We start from the raw sequence: 24,344 nt of genomic DNA on the forward strand, positions 1-24,344 counted from the left end.
TTGCCGCAGCAACAGGCAGTCAGCAACACGCTGTTGCCGGGCGCACAGCGAAGCCTCGGCAAGCGCGGTTTTCGTCGCACTTTCGCTGGCACGGAAGCTGCGCACGGGTGGGTGTCCGTCACTTCACCGCACGCCCTCATGAAGCACCTCCCCGCCCTCGCCTTCGCCACCCTGCTCGGCCTGAACACCCTGGCCCTTGCCCAGACCTCGGCCGCGCCGGCCGCAGCCGCCGAGTGGAAGTACAAGACCCAGCGCCTGAAGGCGGCCGAGGTCGACGCCCTGCTGGCCCAGCCCGAGAAGCTGCTGGTGCTGGACCTGCGCCGCCCCGACGAGCTCATCAAGTACGGCAGCTTCCCGGTCTACCTGAACATCCAGAACAACCAACTGGACAAGCAGCTCGCCTACCTGCCGAAGGACCGTGTCATCCTGACTGTGTCCAACCACGCACAGCGTGCCGGCCGCGCCGGAGACCTGCTGACCGAGAAGGGCTTCAAGGTCGTCGGCGCCACCGGCAGCGAAGACTACGAGCAGGAAGGCGGCAAGGCCGTCGCCCACATCCAGCCGCCGGCACCGCGCGCGCAATCCGCCTCCGAGGGGACGAATGTCGCAGCCCGCCAGCCCTGACGCTACCGAGATCCCCGTGTGGGACGGCCTGCTGCGAGCCTTCCACTGGGCCCTCGTCGCGCTCGTCGGCGCGGCCATCGCCACGGCCTTGGCCGGTGGCGACTGGATGGCCTGGCATGCCCGCGCGGGCCAGGCCATCGGCGCGCTGCTGGTGCTGCGGCTGAGCTGGGGCCTGTGGGGCAGCCGCTATGCGCGCTTCACGCAGTTCTGGCCCACGCCGGCGCGCCTGATCGGCTACCTGCGCGGGCGCTCGCAGGGGCTGGGGCACAACCCGCTCGGCGCGCTGTCGGTGCTGGCGGTGCTCGGCCTGCTGCTGTTCCAGGTGGGCAGCGGCCTGGTCGGCAACGACGAGATCGCCTTCACCGGGCCCTGGGCCGGCGCCATCGACGAGGACCTGAGCCTCAAGCTCACGAGCTGGCATCGCCTGGGCGCCAAGGTGCTCTACGGCTGGATCGCGCTGCACCTGGCGGCGATTGCGCTGCACGGCGTCGTCAGGCGCCACCCGCTGCTGCGCGCGATGTGGACGGGCCGCCGGCCCGGCGACCCCGCCGCCGCCGCGTCCCGCGTTCCGTTCTGGCGCGTCGGTCTGTCTGTGCTGTTGGCCGCTGCCGCCGGCGTCGTGGCGGCCTCGCCGGGGCTGCTCGGGTTCTGAAGCACAAACCGCATAAACGTCCGCGTTTTGCTTCGTTTGCTGAGAAAGGACGGGGCCCTAGCCTTGCTCGGTTTTCGCATGAGAGCCGACATGAGCAGCCCTGTTCTCGATGAACCCACTCCCCTCACCCAGGCCCGCGAGGCCGCCCACGCCGCCGGCCTGCCCTATGCCGGCTCCCTGAGCCCGCGCGACGCCTGGAACCTCGTGCAGGCCGGCCGCGCCGTGCTCGTGGACGTGCGCAGCAACGAGGAGCGCCACTTCGTGGGCCATGTGCCCGGCAGCCTGCACGTGGCCTGGGCCACCGGCACGTCCCTGAACCGCAACCCGCGCTTCGTCAAGGAGCTGGAGGCCAAGGTCGGCCCCAAGTCCGGCAACGAGCTGCCGGTGCTGCTGCTTTGCCGCAGCGGCAAGCGCTCGGCCCTGGCTGCCGAAGCCGCCGCCAAGGCGGGCCTCGCCAACGTCTTCAACATCCAGGAAGGCTTCGAGGGCGACAGCGACGACCACCGGCAGCGCGGCCACTTCAACGGCTGGCGCTTCCACGGCCTGCCCTGGGTCCAGGACTGATGGCCACGGCCGACGACTTGAGCGACATCGTCGACGGGCTGCGCGCCGCGCGCCGCCGCTGGCGCGACGCCCACCGCCGCTGGGACACCAGCGGCCGTGAGCTGCCGTCGCGCGAGCTGCTCGCAGGCGTGATGGAGCAACTGGCCGGCGCCCTCTTCCCGATGCGCCTGGGCCCGCCCGACCTGCAGCCCGAGGGCGAGGACCACTACGTCGGCCACACCCTCGGCGTGGCCCTCGCGCGGCTGCGCCAGCAGGTGCAGCTGGAGCTCGGCCACGAGGCCCGCCTGCGCGGCGCCGAGCCGCCGGCCGAAGGCACCGCCGCCGAGCTGGTGGGCCACTTCGCGCGCCGCCTGCCCGCCGTGCGCGAGCTGCTCGACAGCGACGTGACGGCCGCCTTCCAGGGCGACCCCGCCGCGCGCAGCGTGGACGAGGTGCTGCTCTGCTACCCCGGCCTGCATGCCCTCATCAGCCACCGCCTCGCGCATGAGCTCTACCGCCTGGGCGTGCCGCTGATCGCGCGCGTCATCGCGGAGCTGGCCCATGCCGACACCGGCATCGACATCCACCCCGGCGCGCAGATCGGCCCGGGCTGCTTCATCGACCACGGCACCGGCGTCGTCATCGGGGAGACGGCCGTCCTCGGGCGCGGCGTGCGGCTGTACCAGAACGTCACGTTGGGAGCCAAGAGCTTCCCGACCGACGGCGACGGTCATCTCATCAAGGGCCAGCCGCGCCACCCGGTCGTCGAGGACGAGGTCGTCATCTACGCCGGCGCCACCGTGCTCGGCCGCATCACGCTGGGCCGCGGCTCGGTCATCGGCGGCAACGTCTGGCTCACGCGCAGCGTGCCGCCGGGCAGCCGCATCTCGCAGGCCGATTCGCAAGCCCATTCCCCCGGCGACCCGCCTTCGGCCTTCCAGCCGCTGGCCGCCTGATTCACCTGACCCCTTCCCCACCACCCCGGAGCCCCTTCCCCATGGCTGACACCCAACAGCTTGCGCTCGGCGACGCCGCCGCGCGGCAGCTTGCCAACGCGACCAAGACCGTCCCGCAGCTCTCCACCATCACGCCGCGCTGGCTGACCCACCTGCTGCAATGGATCCCGGTCGAGGCCGGCATCTACCGCCTCAACAAGGTCGCCGACCCCGAGGCCGTCAAGGTCGCCTGCGCCAAGCGCGACGAGGCCGAGCTGCCCGTCACCTTCGCCGACTACGACGCCGCCCCGCGCGAGTACTTCCTGAACGCCGTGGCCACGGTGCTGGACGTGCACACCCGCGTGTCCGACCTCTACAGCAGCCCGCACGACCAGATCAAGGAACAGCTGCGCCTGGTCATCGAGACCATCAAGGAGCGCCAGGAGTCTGAGCTCATCAACAATCCCGACTACGGCCTGCTGGCCAACGTCGCGGACGAGCAGCGCATCTCCACCCTCACCGGCGCGCCCACGCCCGATGACCTGGACGACCTGCTGAGCAAGGTCTGGAAGGAGCCGGCCTTCTTCCTGACCCACCCGCTGGGCATCGCCGCCTTCGGCCGCGAGTGCACCCGCCGCGGCGTGCCGCCACCCACCATCAGCCTGTTCGGCAGCCAGTTCCTGACCTGGCGTGGCATTCCACTCATCCCGAGCGACAAGGTGCCCGTCAACGACGGCAAGACCAGCATCCTGCTGCTGCGCGTGGGCGACAAGCGCCAGGGCGTCGTCGGCCTCTATCAACCCGGCCTGCCGGGCGAACAGGGGCCGGGCCTGTCGGTGCGCTTCATGGGCATCAACCGCAACGCCATCGCGAGTTATCTCATCAGTCTGTACTGCTCGCTGGCGGTGCACAGCGACGATGCGCTGGCCGTGCTCGAAGACGTGGAAGTGGGCAAATACCATGAGTACCCTGACACCTACCGTTGACGTGGTGGAGAGCCCGTTCGACGTCGCGTCGCTCGCGCGCCTGGCCAACGAGATCTTCGGCAGCCTGAACACGGGCAGCGCCCCATCGCTGCAACCGGCGCAGTCCGCCGGCGGCCTCAACGTGCCCGCCAACCCGCTGCCCGCCGGCGTTCCCGGCGGCCCGCTGCCCCAGCCGACGACGACGCAGTTCGCCGGCCTGGGCGCCGCGGCGCCGGGCCTCAACCTCGCCCCCACCGGCCCCGACCAGGCCGCGGCCCTCGCCCGCCCGTCACCCGCCCGCGCCCCGCATGCGCAGGCCGGCAACGGCGTGCCCGACGTGCTGCTGACCAGCGTCCCCGGCCTCGACGGGCGTGCGGGCAGCCAGCTGCTCGGCGTGCCGCAGGCGATCACGCCCCCGGCGCGTGAAGCCGCGGCACCGGCGGGTTACTACTTCCTCGAGCCCGCCCCGGGTAGCGCGCCGGCGCAGACCTCGCTCTACGTGCTGGAACTGAACCGCCACCCCGGCGTGAACGGCCACCACGCCGGCGAGCTGCCGAACAAGCACCAGTTGCAGGGGCAGCGCCAGCCCTTCGACGTGAACGCCATCCGGCGCGACTTCCCCATCCTGGCGGAGCGCGTCAACGGCAAGCCCCTGGTCTGGTTCGACAACGCCGCCACCACGCAGAAGCCGCGGGCCGTCATCGACCGCCTCACGCACTTCTACGAGCACGAGAACAGCAACATCCACCGCGCCGCCCACACCCTGGCCGCGCGTGCGACGGACGCCTACGAGAACGCCCGCAAGACGGTCGCCGGCTTCGTCAACGCCCGCTCGGCCGACGAGGTGATCTTCGTGCGCGGCGCCACAGAGGCCATCAACCTCGTGGCCAACACCTGGGGCGAGCAGAACGTCGGCGCCGGGGACGAGATCGTCGTGTCGCACCTGGAGCACCACGCCAACATCGTGCCCTGGCAGCAGCTCGCGGCCCGCAAGGGCGCGCACCTGCGCGTGATCCCGGTGGACGACACCGGCCAGGTCATCCTGAGCGAGGCCCAGCGGCTCATCGGCCCGAAGACCAAGCTGCTCGCCGTCACCCAGGTCAGCAATGCGCTGGGCACCGTGGTGCCGGTGCAGGAGCTGGTGGGCATCGCCCAACGCCAGGGCGTGACGACGCTGGTGGACGGTGCCCAGTCGGTGTCGCACCTGGCGGTGGACGTGCAAGCCATCGGCTGCGACTTCTTCATCTTCAGCGGCCACAAGATCTTCGGCCCCACCGGCATCGGCGCCGTCGTCGGCCGCAAGGAGGTGCTGGACGCCATCCCGCCCTGGCAGGGCGGCGGCAACATGATTGCTGACGTGACCTTCGAGCGCACGGTGTTCCAGCCTGCGCCGGCCAAGTTCGAGGCCGGCACCGGCAACATCGCCGACGCGGCGGGCCTCGCCGCGGCGCTGGACTACGTGAGCCGCATCGGCCTGGCACCCATCGCCCGCTACGAGCACGACCTGCTGGCCTATGCCACCGAGGCGCTGCGCCCCATCCCCGGCGTGCGCCTCGTGGGCACGGCGGCCGACAAGGCCAGCGTGCTGAGCTTCGTGCTCGCGGGACACGAGACGGCCGCCGTGGGCCGGGCGCTCGCCGAAGAAGGCATCGCCGTGCGCGCCGGCCACCACTGCGCCCAGCCCATCCTGCGCCGCTTCGGCCTGGAGGCGACCGTGCGGCCGTCCTTCGCGTTCTACAACACCTGCGACGAGGTCGACCACTTCATCTCGGTCGTGCGCCGCCTCGCCCGGGCGTGAGCGCCCATCCCTGCCCTTGCCGGCCATGCCCTGCTCCTCCCCCCACCAGCCCGTCACCACCGAAAGAGTCGATGCGCTGACCGACCGCCTGCTGTCCCTGCTGCAATGGCGCAGCCGCATCTTCCACGCAGGCCAGTACTGCGGGCACTGGCAGGCCTCCACGGCGGGCCACCAGATGGCCAGCTTCCACTGGGTGCTCGAGGGCCGGTGCTGGCTGCACCGCCCCGGCCAGCCTGCGCTGCAGCTGCAAGCGGGCGACGGAGTGTGCCTGCTGCGCGACGAGCCTCACCACCTCAGCCCCTGGCCCGACGCCACGTCGACGGACAGCGGCCCGCTGCAGCCCATGCTGGCGGCCCACTGCGAGGTGGGCGAAGGCGAAGCCCGCTGCGTGCTGGTCTGCGGCTTCGTGCACTTCGACGGCCCGCAGACCGCCGTGCTGACGGCTTCCCTGCCCCCTTTGCTGCAACTGCGCGGCGGCAACGACGGCCAGTCCGCCCTGCTGCCGCTGCTGCTCGCCGAGACCCGGCGCATGCCCGACCCCGACAGTCCCGGCCCCTTGCTGCAGCGCCTGTCGGACCTGCTGCTCATGCTGGCCTTGCGCGAGCCGCTGCGCCAGGCCCTGCAACCCCGCACCAACGGCGGCGGCGCAAGGGGCCTGCTGGCCCTGGCCGGCGAGCCCTTGCTGGCGCCACTGCTGCAGGCCATCCTCGCCGATCCCGCTGCCGACTGGAGCGCGGAACGCATGGCGGGCGAGCTTCACCTCTCGCGTGCCAGCTTCTTCCGGCTCTTCACCCAGGCCATCGGCCAGCCGCCCGCGCAATTCCTGCTGGCGCTGCGCATGCAACTGGCCGCGCAGCGCCTGCGCGAAGGCCTCAGCATCGCGCGCACGGCCGAGCAGGTGGGCTACCAGAGCGAGTCGGCCTTCGCCCGCGCTTTCCAGCGGGTCAATGGTGCCCAGCCCGGTCAGTTCCGCCGCCTGCACATATCGACCCACTGAGACGCGCGGGCAGAAAGCTGAGACGCCCGGCGCTGGCGGCCGGCTGGCGACACCGACAACATCATGGCCATGACGACCCCACACCCTCGCCTGCCCCGGCTCGATGCCGCCACCGCCCCCGCCGCCGCCCAGCCCCTGGTGGCCAAGGTGATCGCCAACAACGGCTTCCTGCCCCACCTCATCGGCACGCTGGCCAACGCCCCCGCCGCGCTGGAGACCTATCTCACCGTCTCCGAGATCAACAGCCGCGCGTCGCTCGACGTGGCCGCGCGCGAGGTGGTGCAGATCACGGCGGCCCATCTCAATGGCTGCGACTTCTGCGTGGCCGGGCACTCGGCGCTGGCGCTCAAGAAGGCGCAACTGCCCGTCGAGACCGTGCAGCGCCTGCAAGCCGTGGCGCCGACCGGTGATGCCCGGCTGGATGCGCTCCAGGCCTTCACGCGGGCTGTCATCGAGCATCGCGGCGCCGTGCCCGACGCTGCCTTGCAGGCCTTTCTCGGCGCCGGCTTCGGGCCGCAGCAGGTGCTGGAGGTCGTGCTGGGCGTGAGCCTGGCCACGTTGTGCAACTACGCCAACGTGCTGGCCGGTAACGAGATCAACCCTGAGCTGAAGCCCTACGCGGCCGGCGCCCTGCAATGACGGAACTCCGGACCTGGCTGGACCGCCACGCACTGGCCCTGGATGAAGGCGATGCCGCCGCCAGCCAGGCGCTGCTCGGCCAACTGGGCCGCAGCGGGGTGCTGCGCGTCGGCGTGCCTGCCGCGCAAGGCGGTGCCGGCGGCAGCCTGGGCGATGCCGTGGACGCCATCACCGAAGTGGCACGCCGCTCGCTGACCGCCGCCTTCGTGTTCTGGGGCCAGCGCGCCTTCATCGAGTACCTGTTGCTGAGCCCGAACGCAGGGTTGCGCGAGCGTGCACTGCCCGGCCTGCTGGCGGGCCGGGAGGCCGGCGCGACCGGCCTGTCCAATGCCATGAAGTTCCTCAGCGGTCTGGAGCAGCTGAACGTGCGCGCCGACGGCAGCGGCCCGTGGACGCTGCAGGGCCGCGTGCCGTGGGCGACCAACCTGGGCGCCGGCTTTCGGGTCGCGCTGGCCGTGGCCCGCGACGACGGCGGGCCGCCGCTCATCGCTGCCGTGCCGCAGGACCGCGCCGGCGTCACCCGCAGCGGCGACCTGGACCTGATCGCGCTGCGCGGCAGCCAGACCGCGGCACTGACCCTGGCCCATGTCGGCATCGACGAGAGCGACCTCATCCACCCGCTGGCGCGCGAGTTCCTGCCGCGCGCGCGGCCGGCCTTCCTGGGCCTGCAGTGCGGCCTGTCCCTCGGTCTCGCGCAGGCGGCGCTGGACGCCGCGCGGGAGCACCTGGGGCCGGCTCGCGCGGTGCTGGGCGCGCCGCTCGCCGAAGCCGAGTCCGCACTCTCCTCGCACCGCGCCGCCGTGCTGGACGGTTTGGCCGACGGCCGCTTCTTCGGCGACGCGCCCGCCCTCTTTCGCCTGCGCATCGCGCTGGCGCAGGATGTCCAGGCGGCCCTGCAGCTGGAGCTGCTCGCCAGCGGCGGCCGGGCCTACCACCGCGACCAGCCCCTCGGCTTCGCGCGGCGCTGGCGCGAGTCCGCCTTCATTCCCATCGTCACGCCCAGCCTCAGCCAGTTGCAAAGCGAGCTAGCCCGGGCCGGGGCATGACAGCACCGGTGCTGGCGGTCCAGGGGCTGCGCGTGGGCCACGCGGGCAGCGCGCAGCCGCTCATCGACGGGTTGGACCTGCGGCTGCAGCCTGGCGAGATCGTCGCCCTGCTCGGCGCCAGCGGCTGCGGCAAGTCCAGCCTGCTGCGCGTGCTGGCCGGGCTGGAGCGCCCCTGGGCCGGCGAGATCCGCTACCAGGGCGAGCCGCTGGTGCGGCCCCACCCGCGAGCCGGCCTGCTGTTCCAGCGGCCCGGCCTGCTGCCCTGGCTGCACTGTGCAGCCAACGTCGGCTTCGGCCTCGGCTTCAAGCGCCAACCCGCCCTGACGCGCGCCGAACGCCAGGTGCGCGTGGCCCGCGCCCTGGCCCATGTGGGCCTGACCGACGCCGCCCATCGTTTCCCCGCCCAGCTGTCCGGCGGCATGGCGCAGCGGGTGGCGCTGGCGCGGGCACTGGCCCGCGAGCCGCTGCTGCTGTTGGCCGACGAACCCTTTTCCGCCCTCGACGCCATCACGCGCGAAGAGATGCAGGCCCTGCTGCGCCGCCTCGTGCATGCCTCCAACACCGCCACGCTGATCGTCACCCACGACGTGGACGAAGCCCTGGCCCTGGCCGACCGCATCCTGCTGCTGGGCCGCCCCAGCCTGACCGCGCCGGCCCGGCTGCTGCAGGCCTGGGGCCCCAAGGCCCCGGCACTGCGCGAACCCATCCTCCAGGCGCTACGGGCCGCCACCCCATCCACCGCTGGCCTTCCAGCCACAGCTCTCACATGACCATCGACGCCTCACGCCCTCCGTCCTACCGGCACCTCTGCAGCAGCCCCGGCTGCGACTGCGGCTTCACCCGCCGCGACTGGCTGCGCCTCACCGCGCTGAGCGCTGCGGCCGCGGCTCCGCTGCTGCGCACCGGCGACATCGCCGCCCAGGCGTTCAAGGGCGATGACCAGCCGGTGCGCATCGGCTACCTGCCCATCACGGACGCCACGCCGCTGCTGGTGGCGCACGGGCGAGGGCTGTTCGAGGTCGAAGGGCTCAGGGTGGAGCCGCCACGGCTCTTTCGCAGCTGGGCCCAGATCGTCGAAGCCTTCGTGGCCGGGCAGATCAACGTCATCCATCTGCTCTCTCCCGCGGCCCTGTGGGTACGCTACGGCTCCCGGTTCCCGGCCAAGATCGTCGCCTGGAACCACGTCAACGGCTCGGCGCTGACGGTCGCACCGCAGGTCAGGAATCTCGCCGATCTGGGCGGCAAGACCGTCGCCGTGCCCTTCTGGTATTCCATCCACAACATCCTGCTGCAAGGCCTGCTGCGCAAGGAAGGCCTGGTGCCCGTGACCCGCCCGCGTGAAGCGGCCTTGAAAGCCAACGAGGTCAATCTCGTCGTGCTGCCGCCGGCCGAGATGGTGTCGGCCCTGGCGTCGCGCAGCATCGCGGGCTTCATCGTGGCCGAGCCTTTCAATGCGGCGGCCGAGATCGCCGGTGTGGGCCGGGTACTCCGCTTCTCGGGCGATGTCTGGAAAGACCACGCCTGCTGCGTCACCTTCCTGGCCGAGCGCGACCTGGCACAGCGGCCCGAATGGACGCAGCGCGTGACGAACGCACTGGTCAAGGCCCAGCTCTGGACGCGCGACAACCTGCTGGAAGGCTCCAAGCTGCTGTCCAGCGGCGGCGAGCGCCGCTACACGCCGCACAGCGTGCAGGCACTGTCCAAGGTGCTGGCCACCACCGACTACGCAAGCTACGAGGCCAGTGGCGTCGTGCAGCACCGGGGCTGGACACAGCGCCGCATCGACTTCCAGCCCTACCCCTTCCCGAGCTACACCGAGCAGCTCGTCAAGCTGCTGCAGCAGACACAGGTGGAAGGGGACAAGCGCTTCCTGGAAGCCCTGGACCCGGCCTTCGTCGCCCGTGACCTGGTGGACGCACGCTTCGTGCGCAAGGCCATCGACGCCGTGGGCGGGCCGACACGCTTCGGCCTGTCGGCCACCTACCAGCGCCAGGAAGTGCTGGCGCTGTGAGCCGCCTCGCCCGCGCGGCCTGGCCGGCGGCCGGGGCTGCCCTGGCCCTGCTGGCCTGGCAGGGCGCCGTGATGCGCATGGCGGCCGACAACCCGATCGCAGCCGGCTTCGGGCCGCTGCCCGCGCTGCAGGCGCTGTGGGCGCTGCTGCCGGGTGCCGACCTCTGGATGCACCTGGCCACCAGCTTGCGCCGCATCGCGATCGGCCTGGGCGCAGCGATTGCGCTCGGCCTGCCGCTGGGCCTGCTGGCCGGCCTGTCGCCCCGCTTCGCCCAGGCCACCACGCCGCTGTTCCAGTTCCTGCGCATGATCTCGCCCCTGTCCTGGATGCCGCTGGCCGTGATGGCGCTCGGCGTGGGCGACGCACCGGTCTACTTCCTGCTCGCCTTTGCCGCCGTGTGGCCGATCGTGCTGAACACCGCGGCCGGCGTGCAGGCCCTCGACCCGCAATGGCTGCAACTGGCCCGCAGCCTGAGTGCCACGCGCACGGAGCTGCTGCTGCAGGTGGTGCTGCCCGGCAGCACCACCCACGTGCTGGCCGGCGTGCGCCTGGCCGTGGGCGTGCTGTGGATCGTGCTGGTGCCTGCCGAGATGCTGGGCGTGTCGGCCGGGCTGGGCTACCTCATCCTGGACGCTCGCGACCGCCTCGCCTACCCCGACCTCATGGCACTGATCCTGGTCATCGGCGCGCTGGGCTGGGCACTGGATGGCGCGGCGCGCGCGCTGCTGCACGCCTGGGGCCGGCAGGCTTAGGTCCCGGCGGCCTGCCCGAGTACGGGAGCCGCCTTCTGCTTCCGGCACGCTGGGGCGTGCAGCGCTGAAGCATCTGCGAAAAGCGCAGTTCACGGCGCCGTACCGACCGCCTAGCCTCGGGCTCCCTTTGACCGGAGACCCCCATGACCGAGCCCAACGTCCGCGACAGCTGGCGCTTCGAAACCCTGTCCGTGCACGGCGGCTACACGCCCGACCCGACCACCAAGTCGGTGGCGGTGCCGATCTACCAGACCGTCGCCTACGCCTTCGACAGCGCCCAACATGGCGCCGACCTCTTCGACCTGAAGGTGGCCGGCAACATCTACAGCCGCATCATGAACCCGACCAACGATGTGCTGGAGAAGCGCCTGGCCGCGCTGGAAGGCGGCATCGGCGCCCTGGCCGTGGCCTCGGGCCAGGCGGCCGTCACCTACGCCATCCTGACCCTGGCCGAGGCGGGCGACAACATCGTCGCCTCCAGCGCGCTTTACGGCGGCACCTACAACCTCTTCGCCCACACCCTGCCGCAGTACGGCATCTCGGCCAGGTTCGCCGACTACCGCCAGCCCGACAGCTTCGCCGCCCTCATCGACGGCAAGACCAAGGCCGTCTTCGTCGAGTCCCTCGGCAACCCGCAGGGCAATGTGACCGACATCGAGAAGATCGCGGCCATCGCCCATGCGCACGGCGTACCCCTCATCGTCGACAACACGGTGCCCTCGCCCTACCTCAGCCGCCCGATCCAGCATGGCGCCGACATCGTCGTGCACTCGCTGACGAAGTATCTGGGCGGACACGGCACCAGCATCGGCGGCGCCATCGTCGACTCCGGCAACTTCCCCTGGGCCCGGCACAAGGACCGCTTCAAGCGCCTGAACGAACCCGACCCCAGCTACCACGGCGTGGTCTACACCGAGGCGCTGGGCCCGGCGGCCTACATCGGCCGCGCACGCGTCGTGCCGCTGCGCAACACGGGCGCGGCGCTGTCGCCCTTCAATGCCTTCCAGATCCTGCAGGGCATCGAGACCCTGGCCCTGCGCCTGGACCGCATCAGCGACAACGCCAAGGCGATTGCCCAGCATCTCAAGACCCACCCCAAGGTCGGCTGGGTGAACTACGCCGGCCTGGAGGATCACCCCGACCATGGCCTGGTGCGCAAATACCTGTCGGGCAAGGCCTCGGGCATCGTCACCTTCGGCGTCAAGGGCGAGCCGGGCCAGGGCCGCGAGCGCGGCGCGCGGTTCCTGGACGCGCTGCAGCTGTTCACGCGCCTGGTCAACATCGGCGACGTGCGCTCCCTCGCCACCCACCCTGCCTCCACCACGCACCGCCAGCTCTCGCCGGCCGAACTGGACAAGGCCGGCGTGGGCGAAGACACGGTGCGCCTGTCCATCGGCATCGAGCACATCGACGACCTCAAGGCCGACCTGGACCAGGCATTGAGCCAGGTGGACGCATGACCGTGCGATTGAGCCCCCGCCTCATCGGCCTCACCCTGCCCGCGCTGCTGCTGCCCGGCGCGGCGACGGCGACCAACGGGTACTTCTCGCACGGCTATGGCGTGCAGTCGCTCGGCCAGGGCGGCACGGGCATCGCGCTGTCGACCGACGCCCTCGCGCCCGCCACCAACCCGGCCAACACCGGCGCGGGCGGCGACCGCGCGGACCTCGGCCTGACGCTGTTCCTGCCCCGCCGCAGCGCCGACGTCGCCGGCAACGCCTTCGGCGCCGACAGCCATCACGACGGCGATGGCCGCAAGGTCTTCGCCATCCCCGAGGCCGGCTTCTCGCAACGGCTGTCTCCGGTGCTGAGCTGGGGACTGGCTCTCTACGGCAACGGCGGGATGAACACCGAATACGCGTCCAACCCCTACGGCCGCTTCGGCGCCCAGGGGAAGGCCGGCGTCAATCTCGAGCAGCTGTTCATCACCCCTGCCCTGGCCTACCGCCCGAGCCCCGGGCAGTCGCTGGGCCTGGGGGTGAACCTCGCGCTGCAGCGCTTCTCTGCCCGGGGCATCGGGCTGTTCGACGGCTTCTCGGCTGCGCCCGGCCACGTCAGCGACCAGGGCACGGACACCAGCGTCGGCGCCGGCCTGCGCCTGGGCTGGACCGGCACGCTCGCGCCCGGCTTCACGCTCGGCGCGACGTGGTCGCAGAAGATCCGTGGCCGTTTCGACAAATACCGCGGCCTGTTCGCCGACGCCGGGCGCTTCGACGTGCCCGAGAACGCGGGCCTCGGACTGGCCTGGGCCGCCACGCCGGACGTGACGCTGCTGGCCGACGCCCAGCGCATCCGCTACAGCCGCGTCGCGGCGGTGGGCAACCCCGCCGCCAGGCTCTTCAGCGGCACGCCGCTGGGCGCGGCGGGTGGGCCGGGCTTCGGCTGGCGCGACGTCACGGTGCTGAAGCTGGGCCTGCAGTGGCGCGTGCAGGGCGACCTGACACTCCGGGCGGGCTACAGCCACACCGGCCAGCCGGTGCCGGCGTCGGAGACCTTCTTCAACATCCTCGCGCCCGGCGTCGTGCAAAGCCACCTGACCGCCGGCGCCACCTGGGCGCTGAGCCCGCACAGCGAGGTCAGCAGCTACGTGGCTCATGCGCCGGGCAAGACCGTGCAGGGCCGGCAAAGCATCCCGCCGGGATCGCCGCCGGCCGGGCTCGGCGGCGGCGAGGCCAGCGTGCGCCTGAAGGAAACGCTGCTCGGCGCGAGCTACGCATGGACCTGGTGACGCCGTTCACGCCGCTGCCCGCGGCGCTGGGCGGGGCGCTGATCGGCACCGCCGCCGTGCTGTTGCTGGGCCTGAACGGCCGGGTCGCCGGCGTCAGCGGCATCTACGGCGGCCTGCTGCCGGGCCGCGCCGGCGACATCGCCTGGCGGCTGGCCTTCCTGGCCGGCCTTCCCGCGGGCGCCGCGCTGGCGAACGGGTGGCTGGGCGGGGCACCGACGCCCCTGCCCACGAGCCCCGCGCTGCTCGTCGCCAGCGGCGCGCTGGTGGGCTATGGCACCACGCTGGCCCGCGGCTGCACCAGCGGCCACGGCGTGTGCGGCCTGGCCCGCCTGTCGGGCCGCTCCCTGGCGGCCGTGGCGACCTTCCTGGCCACCGGCGTGCTGACCGTCACGCTGATGAGGCATGCGCTGGGAGCGGCGCCATGACGCGCGCCGCCCTGCAGCGCGTGGCGGCCGCGGCGCTGGCCGGCACGGTCTTCGGTGCCGGGCTGGCCATCGCCCAGATGACCGATCCCCGCAAGGTGCTGAACTTCCTGGACCCGCTCGGTCATTGGGACGCCAGCCTAGCCTTCGTGCTGGGCGCCGCCCTGGCCGTGGCCGCCCTGGGTACGGCCAGGCTGCGAAGAGCCCCCCGCCCGCTGCTGGACAAGGCCTTCCACCTGCCACCGCAAGCCGCGGTGGACCGCGAGCTGCTGTTCGGTTCGGCCCTCTTCGGCATCGGCTGGGGCCTCGCCGGCTACTGCCCGGGGCCGGCCTTCGCCGCCCTGAGCCTCGGCCAGCCGGGCGCGTGGTGGCTCATCGCCGGCCTCACGGCCGGCACGGCGCTGGCGCGCTGGCAGCGGCGCCGGTAGCCGTCAGGCCAGCCGGCGCTCGGCGGCCCGCCCCAGCAGCGTGAGGCCGTAGCACATCGCGAAGTAGCTGCCGGCGAGCGTCAGGTAGACCTCGACCGGCTTCACCAGCACCTGGGCGTTGATTTGGTTGGCGATGTAGCTCAGCTCCGACAGGCCGATGATGGTGCCCAGCGACGTCTCCTTGATGGTGGCGACGAACTGGTTCACGAGCGACGGCAGCATGTGGCGCGTGGCCTGCGGCAGCAGCACCAGGCGCAAGGCCTGCGGGCGGGTCATGCCGAGCGACAGCGCCGCGCTGAGCTGCCCGCGCGGCAGCGCCTGCAGGCCCGCGTGGACGATCTCGGCCAGGTAGGCCGCATCGAACACCACCAGCGCGATCAGCATGGTGTTGAACTGGTCGGTCTTGTGGCCCGTCACCACGGGCAGGAAGAAATAGGCCCAGAACACCACCATCAACAGCGGCGTGCCGCGGATGACCCAGACCCAGGCGGTCACCGGCCGGCGCAGCCAAGGCCGCGGGCTGAAGCGCGCCACGCCGAGCGCCACGCCCAGCGGCAACGCCAGCACCAGGCCGAGCGAGGCCAGCAGCACCGTGAGCGCCAGGCCGCCCAAGGGGCCGTGCGGGTACTGGCCGACGAGGAAGTAGACCCAGTAGGTGTCGACCAATTCCCTCATTGAGGCACCCTTCGGCCTGCGGCCTTGCCTGGCCGACAGCGCGGCCAGGCGTTCGCCAGGCACGGGATGCCCTCAGGGCATCCCATGTACGGGCTCACTCCCGCCGAGCGGGAGCGAGCTTGCTTGGGGCGGCCCGGCGCGGCGCTCATCGCCGCGCCCCGCTCGGCGACAGCCGCGCCTGCGCCCAGTGCGCCAGCGCCGTCAGCAGCAACGACACCGACAGGTAGGCCACCGTGACGAGCGCGAACGTCTCGAACCCACGGAAGGTGGCGGACTCGACGCGCTGCGCCTGGTACATCAGCTCGGCCGTGCCGATGACGGTGGCGATGCTGGTGTTCTTCCAGAGATTGAGCGCCTGCGACAGCAGCGGCGGCAGCGTGATGCGCAGCGCCTGCGGCAGCACCACGAGCCGCATGGCCGCGAGGTAGCTGAAGCCCAGCGCCATCGCCGCGCTCAACTGCGCGCCCGGCACGGCGCGCACGCCGGAGCGGATGTCCTCCGACATGTAGGCCGCCGTGTAGAGGGTGAGCGCGGCCCAGGCGCTGACGACCTCGATCTGCCCGGCATAGATCGTTTCCTTGATGCCATCGGGCAGCAGCTCCGGCACGCCGAAATACCAGAACAGCATGTGCACCAGCAGCGGCACGCAGCGCACGGCCTCCACGTAGGCCTCGCCCACGAGCCGCAGCGGACGCAGCGGCGACAGGCGCAGCAGCGCGATGGCGATGGCCAGCGGCAGCGCCGTCAGCAGCGTGAGGCCGGTCAGCAGCAGCGACAGGCGCAGCCCGGCGAGCAGCCAGGCGAAGTAGTCGCCCTGCAGCAGCGGCGCGAAGGAAAGTTCAGGCATGGGGTCGGCGCTCCACAAGCAAGACAGCCGCCGTCCCTTGTGAGGCCGGCGGCTGCGATCGGATCAGGACGGTCGGCGGCGGATCAGCCTTCGACCTTGTCGCTGTTGATCTTGAACGTGCGCTTGGGGAACTTCAGGCGCGTCTCGGGGCCGTACCACTTCAGGAAGAGCTTGTCGGCCTCGCCGCTCTTCTCCAGGCCGGCCAGCGCCCCGTCCACCTCGGTCTTCAGGCGCTTCTCGCCCTTGCGGATGCCGATGGCCAGGGGCTCGACGCTGATGTTCTGCTCAAGGATGCGGTACTTGTCCTTGGCCGCGCCGAGCTTGGCGTGCTGGTCCAGCAGCGAGACCTCGTCGTTGACGAACGCCACGCCCTTGCCCTGCTGCAGCGCCTGGAAGGCCTGCGGCCCGGTCTCGAAGGTCACCACGTCGACCTGGGGAACCGCCTTGCGGATGTTGGGCTCCTGCGTGCCGCCCTTGATGGTGACGACCTTCTTGCCGGAGAGCTGCTGCAGGGTGTTGATGCCGCTGTCGGCCTTGACCAGCACCTTCTGGCCGGTGACGAAGGTGGTCAGCGAGAAGTCGATGACGGCCTCGCGCTCCTTGTTGTGCGTGAGCGAGGCCGCCAGCAGGTCCACGTGGCCCTGCTGCAGCTCGGGGATGCGCGCGGCCACGGCGAGCTGCTTGATCTGCAGCTTCACGCCCAGCCGGGTGGCGATGGCGTGCGCCAGGTCGACCTCGTAGCCGATGATCTCGCGCGTCTTGGCGTCGATGAAGCTGTTGGGCTCGTCCGTGCCCAGCACGCCGACGACGATCTCGCCCTTCTTCTTGATGTCGTCGAGCTGGTCGGCGTGGGCGGCCTGCAGGGCCAGGAGGCTCAGGCCGAGGGCGGCCAGGGAGTGGGTCAGACGGCGGCGGTTGCGCTGCATGTGAGGCGGGTCCTTGTGAGAGAGGGAGACATCGGCGATGTGCCGAGGACTCGAACTCTAGGAACTGCATAAGCGGTCGCCAACGACGGATTCCGCATGAGCTTGCGCGCTGGCCTCGCGCGAAATCCGCACAAGCTCATGCGCAATGCGTCGTTGGGGCGCGAGGCCTCGCTTCGTAGCCTGCGAGACCTCAAGACTCGGGCCCGCTCGCTGCGGGCCGCTTACTTTCCGCGCGCGACTGGGCATCACCGATGCGCTGGTGCGCCTGTCGGTCGGCATCGAGGACGTGGCCGACCTGCGCCGGGACCTCGCCGCCGCTCTGGCCGCCGTATGACGGACAACGGGGCCTTTCCGGCCCCGCTCTGTCCATCAAGCCTTCCTGGCCTTGGGTGACCCCTCAGCCGCCCTGCTGCAGCCGCGTGTAGCGCAGATAGGGCTTCACCACCTCGAAGCCTTGCGGGAACTTCTGCGCCAGCACCGCCGGGTCCTGGATGGACGGCAGGATGACGACGTCGTCGCCGGGCTTCCAGTTGGCGGGCGTGGCCACGCTGTGCGAATCGGTCAGCTGCAGGGAGTCGATCACGCGCAGGATCTCGTCGAAGTTGCGTCCCGTGCTGGCCGGGTAGGTGATGGTGAGGCGGATCTTCTTGGCCGGGTCGATCACGAACAGCGAGCGCACGGTGGCCGTGGTGCTGGCGTTGGGGTGGATCAGGTCGTAGAGCTCGCTGACGCGCCGGTCGGCATCCGCAAGGATGGGGAAGTCGACCTCGGTGCCCTGGGTCTCGTTGATGTCGCCGATCCAGGCGGTGTGCTTGTCCACCGGGTCGACGCTGAGCGCGATGCCCTTGACGCCGCGCCGCGCGAACTCCTCGGAGAGCTTGGCGGTGCGGCCCAGCTCGGTGGTGCAGACCGGCGTGAAGTCGGCGGGGTGGGAGAACAGCACGCCCCAGCTGTCGCCGAGCCACTCGTGAAAGCGAATGCGGCCGAGCGAGGAGTCTTGTTCGAAGTCGGGGGCGGTGTCGCCGAGGCGAAGGCTGGGCATGGTTCACTCCTGAGAGGGACGAAAACGCGGCGGCCGCGAGCCGGCCGCCGCCGTGGATGGGTCGTCGGGCTTACTTCGCGCCGGGCGTGTAGATCTTGTCGAACACGCCGCCGTCGTCGAAGTGGGCCTTCTGGGCCTGGCGCCAGCCGCCGAAGAGCTCGTCGATGGTGAAGAGCTTCACCGGCGCGAAGGTCTTGGCGTACTTGGCCGCCACCTTGGCATCACGCGGGCGGTAGTAGTTCTGTGCGGCGATCTCCTGGCCCTCGGGGCTGTAGAGGTAGTCGAGGTAGGCCTGGGCCTGCTTGCGGGTGCCGCGCCGGTCCACCACCTTGTCGACGATGGCCACCGGCGGCTCGGCCAGGATGGACAGGCTGGGCGTGACGATCTCGAACTTGTCCGGACCGAGTTCCTTCACGGCCAGGTAGGCCTCGTTCTCCCAGGCGATCAGCACGTCGCCGATGCCGCGCTCCACGAAGGTCGTCGTGGAGCCGCGAGCGCCCGAGTCCAGCACCTTGGTGTTGGCGTAGATCTTCCTGACGAAGTCCTGCGCGGTGGCCGGCGTGCCGCCGGTCTTCAGGTTGTAGCCCCAGGCCGCCAGGTAGTTCCAGCGTGCACCGCCGCTGGTCTTGGGGTTGGGCGTGATGACCTCGACGCCGGGCTTGATCAGGTCCGGCCAGTCCTTGATGCCCTTGGGGTTGCCCTTGCGCACCAGGAACACGATGGTCGAGGTGTAGGGGCTGGCGTTGTTGGGCAGCTTCTTCTGCCAGTCCAGCGGCAGCAGCTTGTGGTCGGCCAGCGCGTCGATGTCGTAGGCCAGCGCCAGCGTCACCACGTCGGCCTCCAGGCCGTCGATGACGGAGCGGGCCTGCTTGCCCGAGCCGCCGTGCGAGGCCTTGATGCTCAAGGTCTCGCCGGTCTTGGCCTTCCACTGCGCGGCGAAGGCCTTGTTGAAGTCCTGGTAGAGCTCGCGCGTCGGGTCGTAGGAGACGTTGAGGAGCGAGGTTTGGGCCAGCGCGCCGGTGGCGGCGATGGCGAGCGAAAGAGCGGTAAGCAGGCGGCGCATGGGCGTGTCGTCAGTGGATGGAGCGGTTCACTCTAGGGAGCCCGACCCGCCCCGACAAAGAACAAGTTCTCACAAGCTCATGCGCCGCGCTGTTGATCCGATGTTGATTTCCGTTCAGCGGGTGCCGCGCATATCCATCTGCGCAAAGAGGCGTTCACGCGGGGCGTGGCGCTGCCTAGAGTGCCGCCGCATGACGCGCTTGCTCACCTTCCCCGATTCGCAGCACCAGGTCCTGTCCATCCGGGCCAAGGCCCTGGTGTTCGACGACCCGGCCTCGCGCGCCCTGCTGGCCCAGGCCGAGCGTGTGGCGGCGAGCGATGCCACCGTCCTCATCATCGGCGAGACCGGCACCGGCAAGGAGCTGATCGCCCGCCACATCCACCATTGCAGCGGCCGGCGCGGTCCCTTCCTGGCCGTCAACTGCGGCGCCTTCACCGAGCAGCTCGTCGAAGCCGAGCTCTTCGGCCACGAGGCCGGTGCCTACACCGGCGCCAGCAGCGCCCGCGCAGGCTGGTTCGAGGCCGCGGCCGACGGCACGCTCTTCCTCGACGAAGTCGGCGACCTGCCGCCCGCCGTGCAGGTGAAGCTGCTGCGCGTGCTGCAGGAGCGCCAGGTCGTGCGCATCGGCTCGCGCAAGCCCATCGACGTGCGCGTGCGGCTCGTGGCCGCCACCAACGTGCGGCTGGAGCAGGCCGTGGCGGCGGGGCACTTCCGCGCCGACCTCTACTACCGCCTCAGCGTCGCCACGCTGCAGCTCGCACCGCTGGCCCAGCGGCCCGGCGACATCCTGGCCCTGGCCGAGCATTTCATCGGCGTCTACGGCCGCCGGCTCAACCTGCAGGGCATCCAGCTCTCGCCCGAGGCGCGCTCCGCGCTGCTGGCCTATGCCTGGCCCGGCAACATCCGCGAGCTGGAAAACGTCATCCACTACGCCCTCATCATCTGCCGCGACGGGCGCATCGCCCGCGAGGACCTGCAGCTGCATGCGGTGGCACGCCCAGGCCTCGCATCCACCGCCGTGGCGGCGGATCCGCTGGCCGCCAGCAGCACCGACGACGCGCTGCAGTGCGTCTTCGAGCGCCTGTTCGAGGAGCCGCCCCAGGCCCTGCAGGCGCGCGTGGAGGAGGTGCTCATCCGCAGCGCCTTCGCGCACTGCCACCACAACCAGGTGCACACCGCCGCCCTGCTCGGCATCACGCGCAACGTGCTGCGCACCCAGCTCAAGCGGCTGGGCCTGTTGACCCCGCCGCGTGCCGCCCAGCCGCAGCCCAGCACGGCATCCGCCGCCAGCAGCCACGCGGCGCTGCGGGCCGCGGCCTGAATACACCCGACCGCCTCCGTCCCCGGCGCCCCGCGCTGCGCCGCCCCATTCACATGATCCCGCCCACTGCCATGACGACCTCCCGCCTCCTCCGCCGCCACCTCGCCCCGCTGGGCCTGCTGTTGATCGCCTCCGCCGCCCAGGCCCAGGGCTCAGGCGACAACCCCTACGGCATCGCCTCCGTCTGGAGCAACAGCGACGCCGTGACCAAGGCCGTGCTTTTCACCCTCATCGCGATGAGCGCCGGCAGCTGGTACGTCATCATCACCAAGCTGCTGCAGCAGGCACGGCTGTCAGCCCAGGCCCGCTCAGCGCAGAAGGACTTCTGGAGCGCCGGCACCGTCAAGGCCGGCGCCGAGAAGCTCTCGCCCAAGAGCCCCTACCGCTACATCGCCGAGGCCAGCCTCGAGGCGACCGAGCGCCACGTGGGCCTGCGCGCCAAGGTGGACTTCGCCGACTGGGTGGACCTGTCGCTGCACCGCGCCACCGAGCGCGTGCAGCGCCAGCTCACCACGGGCCTGAGCCTGCTGGCGACGGTGGGCTCCACCTCGCCCTTCGTCGGGCTGCTGGGCACGGTCTGGGGCATCTACCACGCCCTCACCAACATCGGCATCGCCGGCCAGGCCTCCATCGACAAGGTCGCCGGCCCGGTCGGCGAGGCGCTGATCATGACGGCCATCGGCCTCTTCGTCGCCGTGCCGGCGGTGCTGGGCTACAACGCCCTGCTGCGCCGCAATGCCCTGGTGCTGGACGACGTGCGCGACTTCTCCGGCGAACTGCATTCCGTGCTGCTGGGCTCGGGCCACGACGCGCCCGCCGAGGCCGACGCGAAGCAGCAAGCCGCAGGCCTCACGCCCGCCCTCGCCTGAGGCCCACGCCATGGCCATCCAGCTTGCGCAAGGCGCCGACGAGGCCGTCTCGTCCATCAACACGACGCCGCTCGTCGACGTCATGCTGGTGCTGCTCATCATCTTCCTCATCACCATCCCGGTGGTGAACTTTTCGGTGCCCGTGGAGCTGCCCAAGCAGCGCAACGAGGTGCGCGAGAGCGAACCCAGGGACGTCGTCATCACCGTCGCGCGCGACGGCAGGCTCTACTGGTTCGACGCCCCGGTGGCCGGCAAGGACGCCCTCTTCGAGCGGCTCAAGGGCATCGCCCGGCAGCAGCCCCAGCCCGAGGTGCACGTGCGCGGCGACGCCGGCAGCGACTACGCCCCCGTGGGCCGCGTGCTGCTGGCCGCCCAGCGCGCCGGCATCGCCAAGGTGGGCTTCATCACCGAACCGCCGGCGAGGCCGCTGTGAGCGCGGGACCTTTGCGGAAGGCGGCCCGCGCCCGCCGCCAGCTCGACGCCGCGCTGCCCGTGCCCGACATCAACACCACGCCGCTGATCGACGTGATGCTGGTGCTGCTGGTGATGCTCATCATCACCATCCCCGTGCAGCTGCACAGCGTCAAGCTCAACCTGCCGATCGCGCCGCCGAGCGCGCCACCGCCCACGCCGCCTGAAGTCGTGCGCCTGGACATCCCGCCTGGCGGCACCGTGCTGTGGAACGGCGAGGCCCTGGCCGACGAGGCCACGCTGCGCGAGCGGCTGGCCGCCGCCGGCCGGCAGGCCGTGCAGCCCGAGGTCCACGTGCGGCCCCAGCCCGGCGCCAAGTACGACACCTTCGCCACCGTCATGACGGCCGTGCACCAGGCGGGCCTCGCCAAGCTCGGCGTGACCGGCAGCGAACAGTTCCTCGACGACCAGCCTTGACCCTGGAGCCCCCATGAGCGCAGTCCTGACCCCGGGCGCCCTGCCCTTAGCCGACAGCCGCCCCGCGCCCCGCCGCCTCGCCGCGCCCACGCCGCCCGCGCTGGCCGCGGCAGCCCCGCTGCGCTCGCAGCTGCAGCCGCCGGCCCCCACCAACCGCGGCACCGGCATCGCGGTCGTCGTGGGCCTGCACATCGTGCTTGGCTGGGGCCTGACCACGGGCCTGGCCACCAGGGCGGTCGAGGCCATCAAGAAGCCCATCGAGCTGGCCCTGCTGCCCGAAGTGCAGCCACCCCCGCCGCCGCCGCCCAAGGTCGTGAAGATCGAGCCGGTGCAGAAGGTGGTGCCGCCGCCGGCCTACGTGCCGCCGCCCGAGGTGGCGCCCGTGGTCACGCCGCCGCCCGCGCCCATCCAGGTCGTGCAGGCCACGCCGCCCAAGGAGCCGGTCGTCGTCGCGGCGGCCCCCGCGCCCGTCGTCGCGCCGCCTGCGCCCCCCGCGGCGCCCCCCGTCGTGAAACGCGAGATCAGCCTCGCCTGCCCCGGCTACGAGGCCGTGCTGGCCTCGGTGCTGGAGGAAGCCATCGACCGCGTCGGCATCAAGGGCACGGTGCAGACGCAGTTCAAGATCCGCGGCAACCAGGTCGTGGACGTGACCCTGCTGTCCGGCCCCAAGGAGTACCACAAGTACGTCCAGTCCGCCCTCAAGCGAATGCGCTGCACGGCGGGCGGCGCCGACGAGGTCCAGGTCTCTCTTCCCGTCATCTTTTCCTGATGTCTGCTTCGTCCCGACGCGGCCTGCTGCAAGGCCTGGGCGCCCTCGCCCTGCTCCCGTCCGCGGCCCGCGCCGCCGAGGCGCCGCCCAACATCGTCTTCATCCTGGCCGACGACATGGGCTATGCCGACCTCGGCGTCTACGGCCAGCGCGACTTCGCCACGCCCAACCTCGACAGGCTGGCGGCCCAGGGCGTCCGCTTCACGCAGGGTTATGCGAACTCGGCCGTGTGCTCGGCCACGCGCTTCGGCCTCATCACCGGCCGCTACCAGTACCGGCTGCGCGGCGGGCTGGAGGAGCCCATCGCCGGCGCCAACGACCAGATCGGCCTGCCGCCCGAGCACCCCACCCTGCCCTCGCTGCTGAAGGCGCGCGGCTACCGCACGGCCCTGTTCGGCAAATGGCACCTCGGCGCGCTCCCCAAGTTCGGCCCGCTGAAGAGCGGCTACGACGAGTTCTTCGGCAACACCGGCGGCGCCGTGGACTACTTCACCCACAAGGCCGGCGTGGGTGAGCAGCTGCCCTCGGACCTGTTCGAGGGCGAGGTGCGCGTGGACAAGGCCGGCTATTACACCGACCTCATCGCCGAGTACGGCCAGGCCTTCCTGCGCCGGCAGACGGCTGCCCAGCCCTTCCTGCTGAGCCTGCACTTCACCGCCCCGCACTGGCCCTGGGAGGGGCCCGGCGACGAGGGCGTGTCGCGCCAGCTCAAGACCCTGGGCCACACCGACGGCGGCAACCTCAGGACCTACGGCGAGATCGTCGGCGCGCTGGACGCCGCCGTCGGCCGCCTGCTGGCCACGCTGGAGGCGCAGGGCCTGGCGCAGAACACCATCGTCGTCTTCACCAGCGACAACGGCGGCGAGCGCTTTTCCAACACCTGGCCCTTCAGCGGGCAGAAGACCGAGCTGCTGGAGGGTGGCATCCGCGTGCCCACGCTGCTGCGCTGGCCCGCGCGCGTCAAGCCCGGCCAGGTGAGCGAGCAGGTGCTCATCAGCATGGACTGGCTGCCCACGCTGCTGGCCGCTGCCGGCGGCGCGCCCCACCCCGACTACCCGAGCGACGGCCGCAACCTGCTGCCGCAGATCCTCGGCCAGGCCGCGCCCGTGGAGCGCCAGCTCTTCTGGCGCTACAAGGCCAACGCCCAGCGCGCCGTGCGCCAGGGCGACTGGAAATACCTGCAGATCAACGGCAACGAATTCCTCTTCAACCTGGCGCTGGACGCCCGCGAACGCGCCAACCTCGCGGAGCTCCAGCCGGCGCGGCTGCAGCAGCTGCGCAACGACTGGTTGGCCTGGAATGCGCAGATGCTGCCGATCACGGACGAGGTGCGAACGCACAAGATCAGCGGCAAGGTGCAGGCGGACAGGCCGGGGAACTGAGGCGAGGCAGGCCGACCTGCGA

At 71.3% G+C, this 24,344-nt stretch carries 28 protein-coding genes; 23 read left to right on the forward strand and 5 right to left on the reverse strand.

What is annotated here, in order from left to right:
• Positions 1-138: 138 nt before the first annotated feature.
• The 16 genes from LXT12_RS20630 (at position 139) to LXT12_RS20705 (ending at position 14,540) form a co-directional block, all read left to right on the forward strand.
• Positions 139-624: a rhodanese-like domain-containing protein gene (locus tag LXT12_RS20630; protein WP_233394185.1), complete on the forward strand. Its 486-nt coding sequence runs from the start codon at positions 139-141 to the stop codon at positions 622-624.
• Positions 602-1,276, forward strand: a complete 675-nt coding sequence (locus LXT12_RS20635; protein ID WP_233394186.1) for a cytochrome b/b6 domain-containing protein — start codon at positions 602-604, stop codon at positions 1,274-1,276. The genes LXT12_RS20630 and LXT12_RS20635 overlap by 23 nt, the downstream gene beginning before the upstream one ends.
• Positions 1,277-1,366: 90 nt before the next feature.
• Positions 1,367-1,840 carry a rhodanese-like domain-containing protein gene (locus tag LXT12_RS20640; RefSeq protein WP_233394187.1) on the forward strand — a complete coding sequence of 158 codons (474 nt, stop codon included), beginning with the start codon at positions 1,367-1,369 and terminating at the stop codon, positions 1,838-1,840.
• Positions 1,840-2,775, forward strand: coding sequence for a serine O-acetyltransferase EpsC (gene epsC / locus LXT12_RS20645; protein WP_233394188.1), 936 nt, complete (start codon positions 1,840-1,842; stop codon positions 2,773-2,775). Before LXT12_RS20640 ends, epsC begins: the two co-directional genes overlap by 1 nt.
• 41 nt (positions 2,776-2,816) lie before the next feature.
• Positions 2,817-3,740, forward strand: coding sequence for a family 2A encapsulin nanocompartment shell protein (locus LXT12_RS20650; RefSeq protein WP_233394189.1), 924 nt, complete (start codon positions 2,817-2,819; stop codon positions 3,738-3,740).
• The gene (locus LXT12_RS20655; protein WP_233394190.1) at positions 3,715-5,517 is read left to right on the forward strand and encodes a family 2A encapsulin nanocompartment cargo protein cysteine desulfurase; all 1,803 of its coding nucleotides are present in this window, start codon (positions 3,715-3,717) and stop codon (positions 5,515-5,517) included. Before LXT12_RS20650 ends, LXT12_RS20655 begins: the two co-directional genes overlap by 26 nt.
• Before the next feature lie 25 nt (positions 5,518-5,542).
• Entirely contained in the window at positions 5,543-6,514 is a 972-nt protein-coding gene (locus LXT12_RS20660) for an AraC family transcriptional regulator (RefSeq protein WP_233394191.1), read from the forward strand.
• 69 nt (positions 6,515-6,583) lie between these two features.
• Positions 6,584-7,153 carry a carboxymuconolactone decarboxylase family protein gene (locus tag LXT12_RS20665; RefSeq protein ID WP_233394192.1) on the forward strand — a complete coding sequence of 190 codons (570 nt, stop codon included), beginning with the start codon at positions 6,584-6,586 and terminating at the stop codon, positions 7,151-7,153.
• The gene (locus LXT12_RS20670) at positions 7,150-8,199 is read left to right on the forward strand and encodes an acyl-CoA dehydrogenase family protein (protein ID WP_233394193.1); all 1,050 of its coding nucleotides are present in this window, start codon (positions 7,150-7,152) and stop codon (positions 8,197-8,199) included. Before LXT12_RS20665 ends, LXT12_RS20670 begins: the two co-directional genes overlap by 4 nt.
• Positions 8,196-8,969: an ABC transporter ATP-binding protein gene (locus tag LXT12_RS20675; RefSeq protein ID WP_233394194.1), complete on the forward strand. Its 774-nt coding sequence runs from the start codon at positions 8,196-8,198 to the stop codon at positions 8,967-8,969. Before LXT12_RS20670 ends, LXT12_RS20675 begins: the two co-directional genes overlap by 4 nt.
• Complete coding sequence (locus LXT12_RS20680; RefSeq protein ID WP_233394195.1) at positions 8,966-10,210, forward strand: ABC transporter substrate-binding protein; 1,245 nt, start codon at positions 8,966-8,968, stop codon at positions 10,208-10,210. Before LXT12_RS20675 ends, LXT12_RS20680 begins: the two co-directional genes overlap by 4 nt.
• Positions 10,207-10,962 carry an ABC transporter permease gene (locus LXT12_RS20685; protein ID WP_419964786.1) on the forward strand — a complete coding sequence of 252 codons (756 nt, stop codon included), beginning with the start codon at positions 10,207-10,209 and terminating at the stop codon, positions 10,960-10,962. Before LXT12_RS20680 ends, LXT12_RS20685 begins: the two co-directional genes overlap by 4 nt.
• A gap of 143 nt (positions 10,963-11,105) precedes the next feature.
• Complete coding sequence (locus tag LXT12_RS20690) at positions 11,106-12,422, forward strand: O-acetylhomoserine aminocarboxypropyltransferase/cysteine synthase family protein (protein ID WP_233394196.1); 1,317 nt, start codon at positions 11,106-11,108, stop codon at positions 12,420-12,422.
• Entirely contained in the window at positions 12,419-13,690 is a 1,272-nt protein-coding gene (locus LXT12_RS20695) for an OmpP1/FadL family transporter (protein WP_233394197.1), read from the forward strand. Before LXT12_RS20690 ends, LXT12_RS20695 begins: the two co-directional genes overlap by 4 nt.
• Positions 13,678-14,115: a YeeE/YedE family protein gene (locus LXT12_RS20700; protein WP_233394198.1), complete on the forward strand. Its 438-nt coding sequence runs from the start codon at positions 13,678-13,680 to the stop codon at positions 14,113-14,115. Before LXT12_RS20695 ends, LXT12_RS20700 begins: the two co-directional genes overlap by 13 nt.
• Positions 14,112-14,540 (forward strand): DUF6691 family protein, encoded by a 429-nt coding sequence (locus LXT12_RS20705; RefSeq protein WP_233394199.1) that lies wholly within the window; start codon positions 14,112-14,114, stop codon positions 14,538-14,540. The genes LXT12_RS20700 and LXT12_RS20705 overlap by 4 nt, the downstream gene beginning before the upstream one ends.
• Before the next feature lie 3 nt (positions 14,541-14,543).
• Here LXT12_RS20705 and LXT12_RS20710 read toward each other — a convergent pair whose 3' ends face one another.
• From LXT12_RS20710 to LXT12_RS20720, 3 genes are all read right to left on the reverse strand, one after another.
• Positions 14,544-15,215, reverse strand: a complete 672-nt coding sequence (locus LXT12_RS20710; RefSeq protein WP_233394200.1) for an amino acid ABC transporter permease — start codon at positions 15,213-15,215, stop codon at positions 14,544-14,546.
• 145 nt (positions 15,216-15,360) lie between these two features.
• The gene (locus LXT12_RS20715) at positions 15,361-16,062 is read right to left on the reverse strand and encodes an amino acid ABC transporter permease (RefSeq protein WP_233394201.1); all 702 of its coding nucleotides are present in this window, start codon (positions 16,060-16,062) and stop codon (positions 15,361-15,363) included.
• Between the two features lie 83 nt (positions 16,063-16,145).
• The gene (locus LXT12_RS20720) at positions 16,146-16,988 is read right to left on the reverse strand and encodes an ABC transporter substrate-binding protein (RefSeq protein ID WP_233394202.1); all 843 of its coding nucleotides are present in this window, start codon (positions 16,986-16,988) and stop codon (positions 16,146-16,148) included.
• A gap of 145 nt (positions 16,989-17,133) precedes the next feature.
• On the opposite strand from LXT12_RS20720, the gene LXT12_RS27155 reads away from it, so the two are divergent.
• The gene (locus tag LXT12_RS27155; RefSeq protein ID WP_419964787.1) at positions 17,134-17,322 is read left to right on the forward strand and encodes a PLP-dependent transferase; all 189 of its coding nucleotides are present in this window, start codon (positions 17,134-17,136) and stop codon (positions 17,320-17,322) included.
• A gap of 63 nt (positions 17,323-17,385) precedes the next feature.
• Here LXT12_RS27155 and LXT12_RS20730 read toward each other — a convergent pair whose 3' ends face one another.
• Entirely contained in the window at positions 17,386-18,030 is a 645-nt protein-coding gene (locus LXT12_RS20730) for a peroxiredoxin (RefSeq protein WP_233394203.1), read from the reverse strand.
• Positions 18,031-18,100: 70 nt separating this feature from the next.
• Positions 18,101-19,093 (reverse strand): sulfate ABC transporter substrate-binding protein, encoded by a 993-nt coding sequence (locus LXT12_RS20735; protein ID WP_233394204.1) that lies wholly within the window; start codon positions 19,091-19,093, stop codon positions 18,101-18,103.
• A gap of 190 nt (positions 19,094-19,283) precedes the next feature.
• On the opposite strand from LXT12_RS20735, the gene LXT12_RS20740 reads away from it, so the two are divergent.
• The 6 genes from LXT12_RS20740 (at position 19,284) to LXT12_RS20765 (ending at position 24,322) form a co-directional block, all read left to right on the forward strand.
• Positions 19,284-20,414 (forward strand): sigma-54 interaction domain-containing protein, encoded by a 1,131-nt coding sequence (locus LXT12_RS20740; RefSeq protein WP_304622778.1) that lies wholly within the window; start codon positions 19,284-19,286, stop codon positions 20,412-20,414.
• A gap of 71 nt (positions 20,415-20,485) precedes the next feature.
• The gene (locus LXT12_RS20745) at positions 20,486-21,283 is read left to right on the forward strand and encodes a MotA/TolQ/ExbB proton channel family protein (protein ID WP_233394205.1); all 798 of its coding nucleotides are present in this window, start codon (positions 20,486-20,488) and stop codon (positions 21,281-21,283) included.
• Positions 21,284-21,293: 10 nt separating this feature from the next.
• Positions 21,294-21,716: an ExbD/TolR family protein gene (locus LXT12_RS20750; protein ID WP_233394206.1), complete on the forward strand. Its 423-nt coding sequence runs from the start codon at positions 21,294-21,296 to the stop codon at positions 21,714-21,716.
• On the forward strand, positions 21,713-22,171 hold the full coding sequence (locus LXT12_RS20755) for an ExbD/TolR family protein (RefSeq protein ID WP_233394207.1): 459 nt from the start codon (positions 21,713-21,715) through the stop codon (positions 22,169-22,171). Before LXT12_RS20750 ends, LXT12_RS20755 begins: the two co-directional genes overlap by 4 nt.
• Before the next feature lie 13 nt (positions 22,172-22,184).
• A complete protein-coding gene (locus LXT12_RS20760) occupies positions 22,185-22,940 on the forward strand; it encodes an energy transducer TonB (RefSeq protein WP_233394208.1) in 756 nt (251 codons plus the stop codon).
• Complete coding sequence (locus LXT12_RS20765; RefSeq protein ID WP_233394209.1) at positions 22,940-24,322, forward strand: sulfatase family protein; 1,383 nt, start codon at positions 22,940-22,942, stop codon at positions 24,320-24,322. Before LXT12_RS20760 ends, LXT12_RS20765 begins: the two co-directional genes overlap by 1 nt.
• Positions 24,323-24,344 lie beyond the last annotated feature (22 nt).

It is taken from the genome of Pelomonas caseinilytica (assembly GCF_021353235.1).
Lineage (GTDB): Bacteria > Pseudomonadota > Gammaproteobacteria > Burkholderiales > Burkholderiaceae_C > Pelomonas > Pelomonas caseinilytica.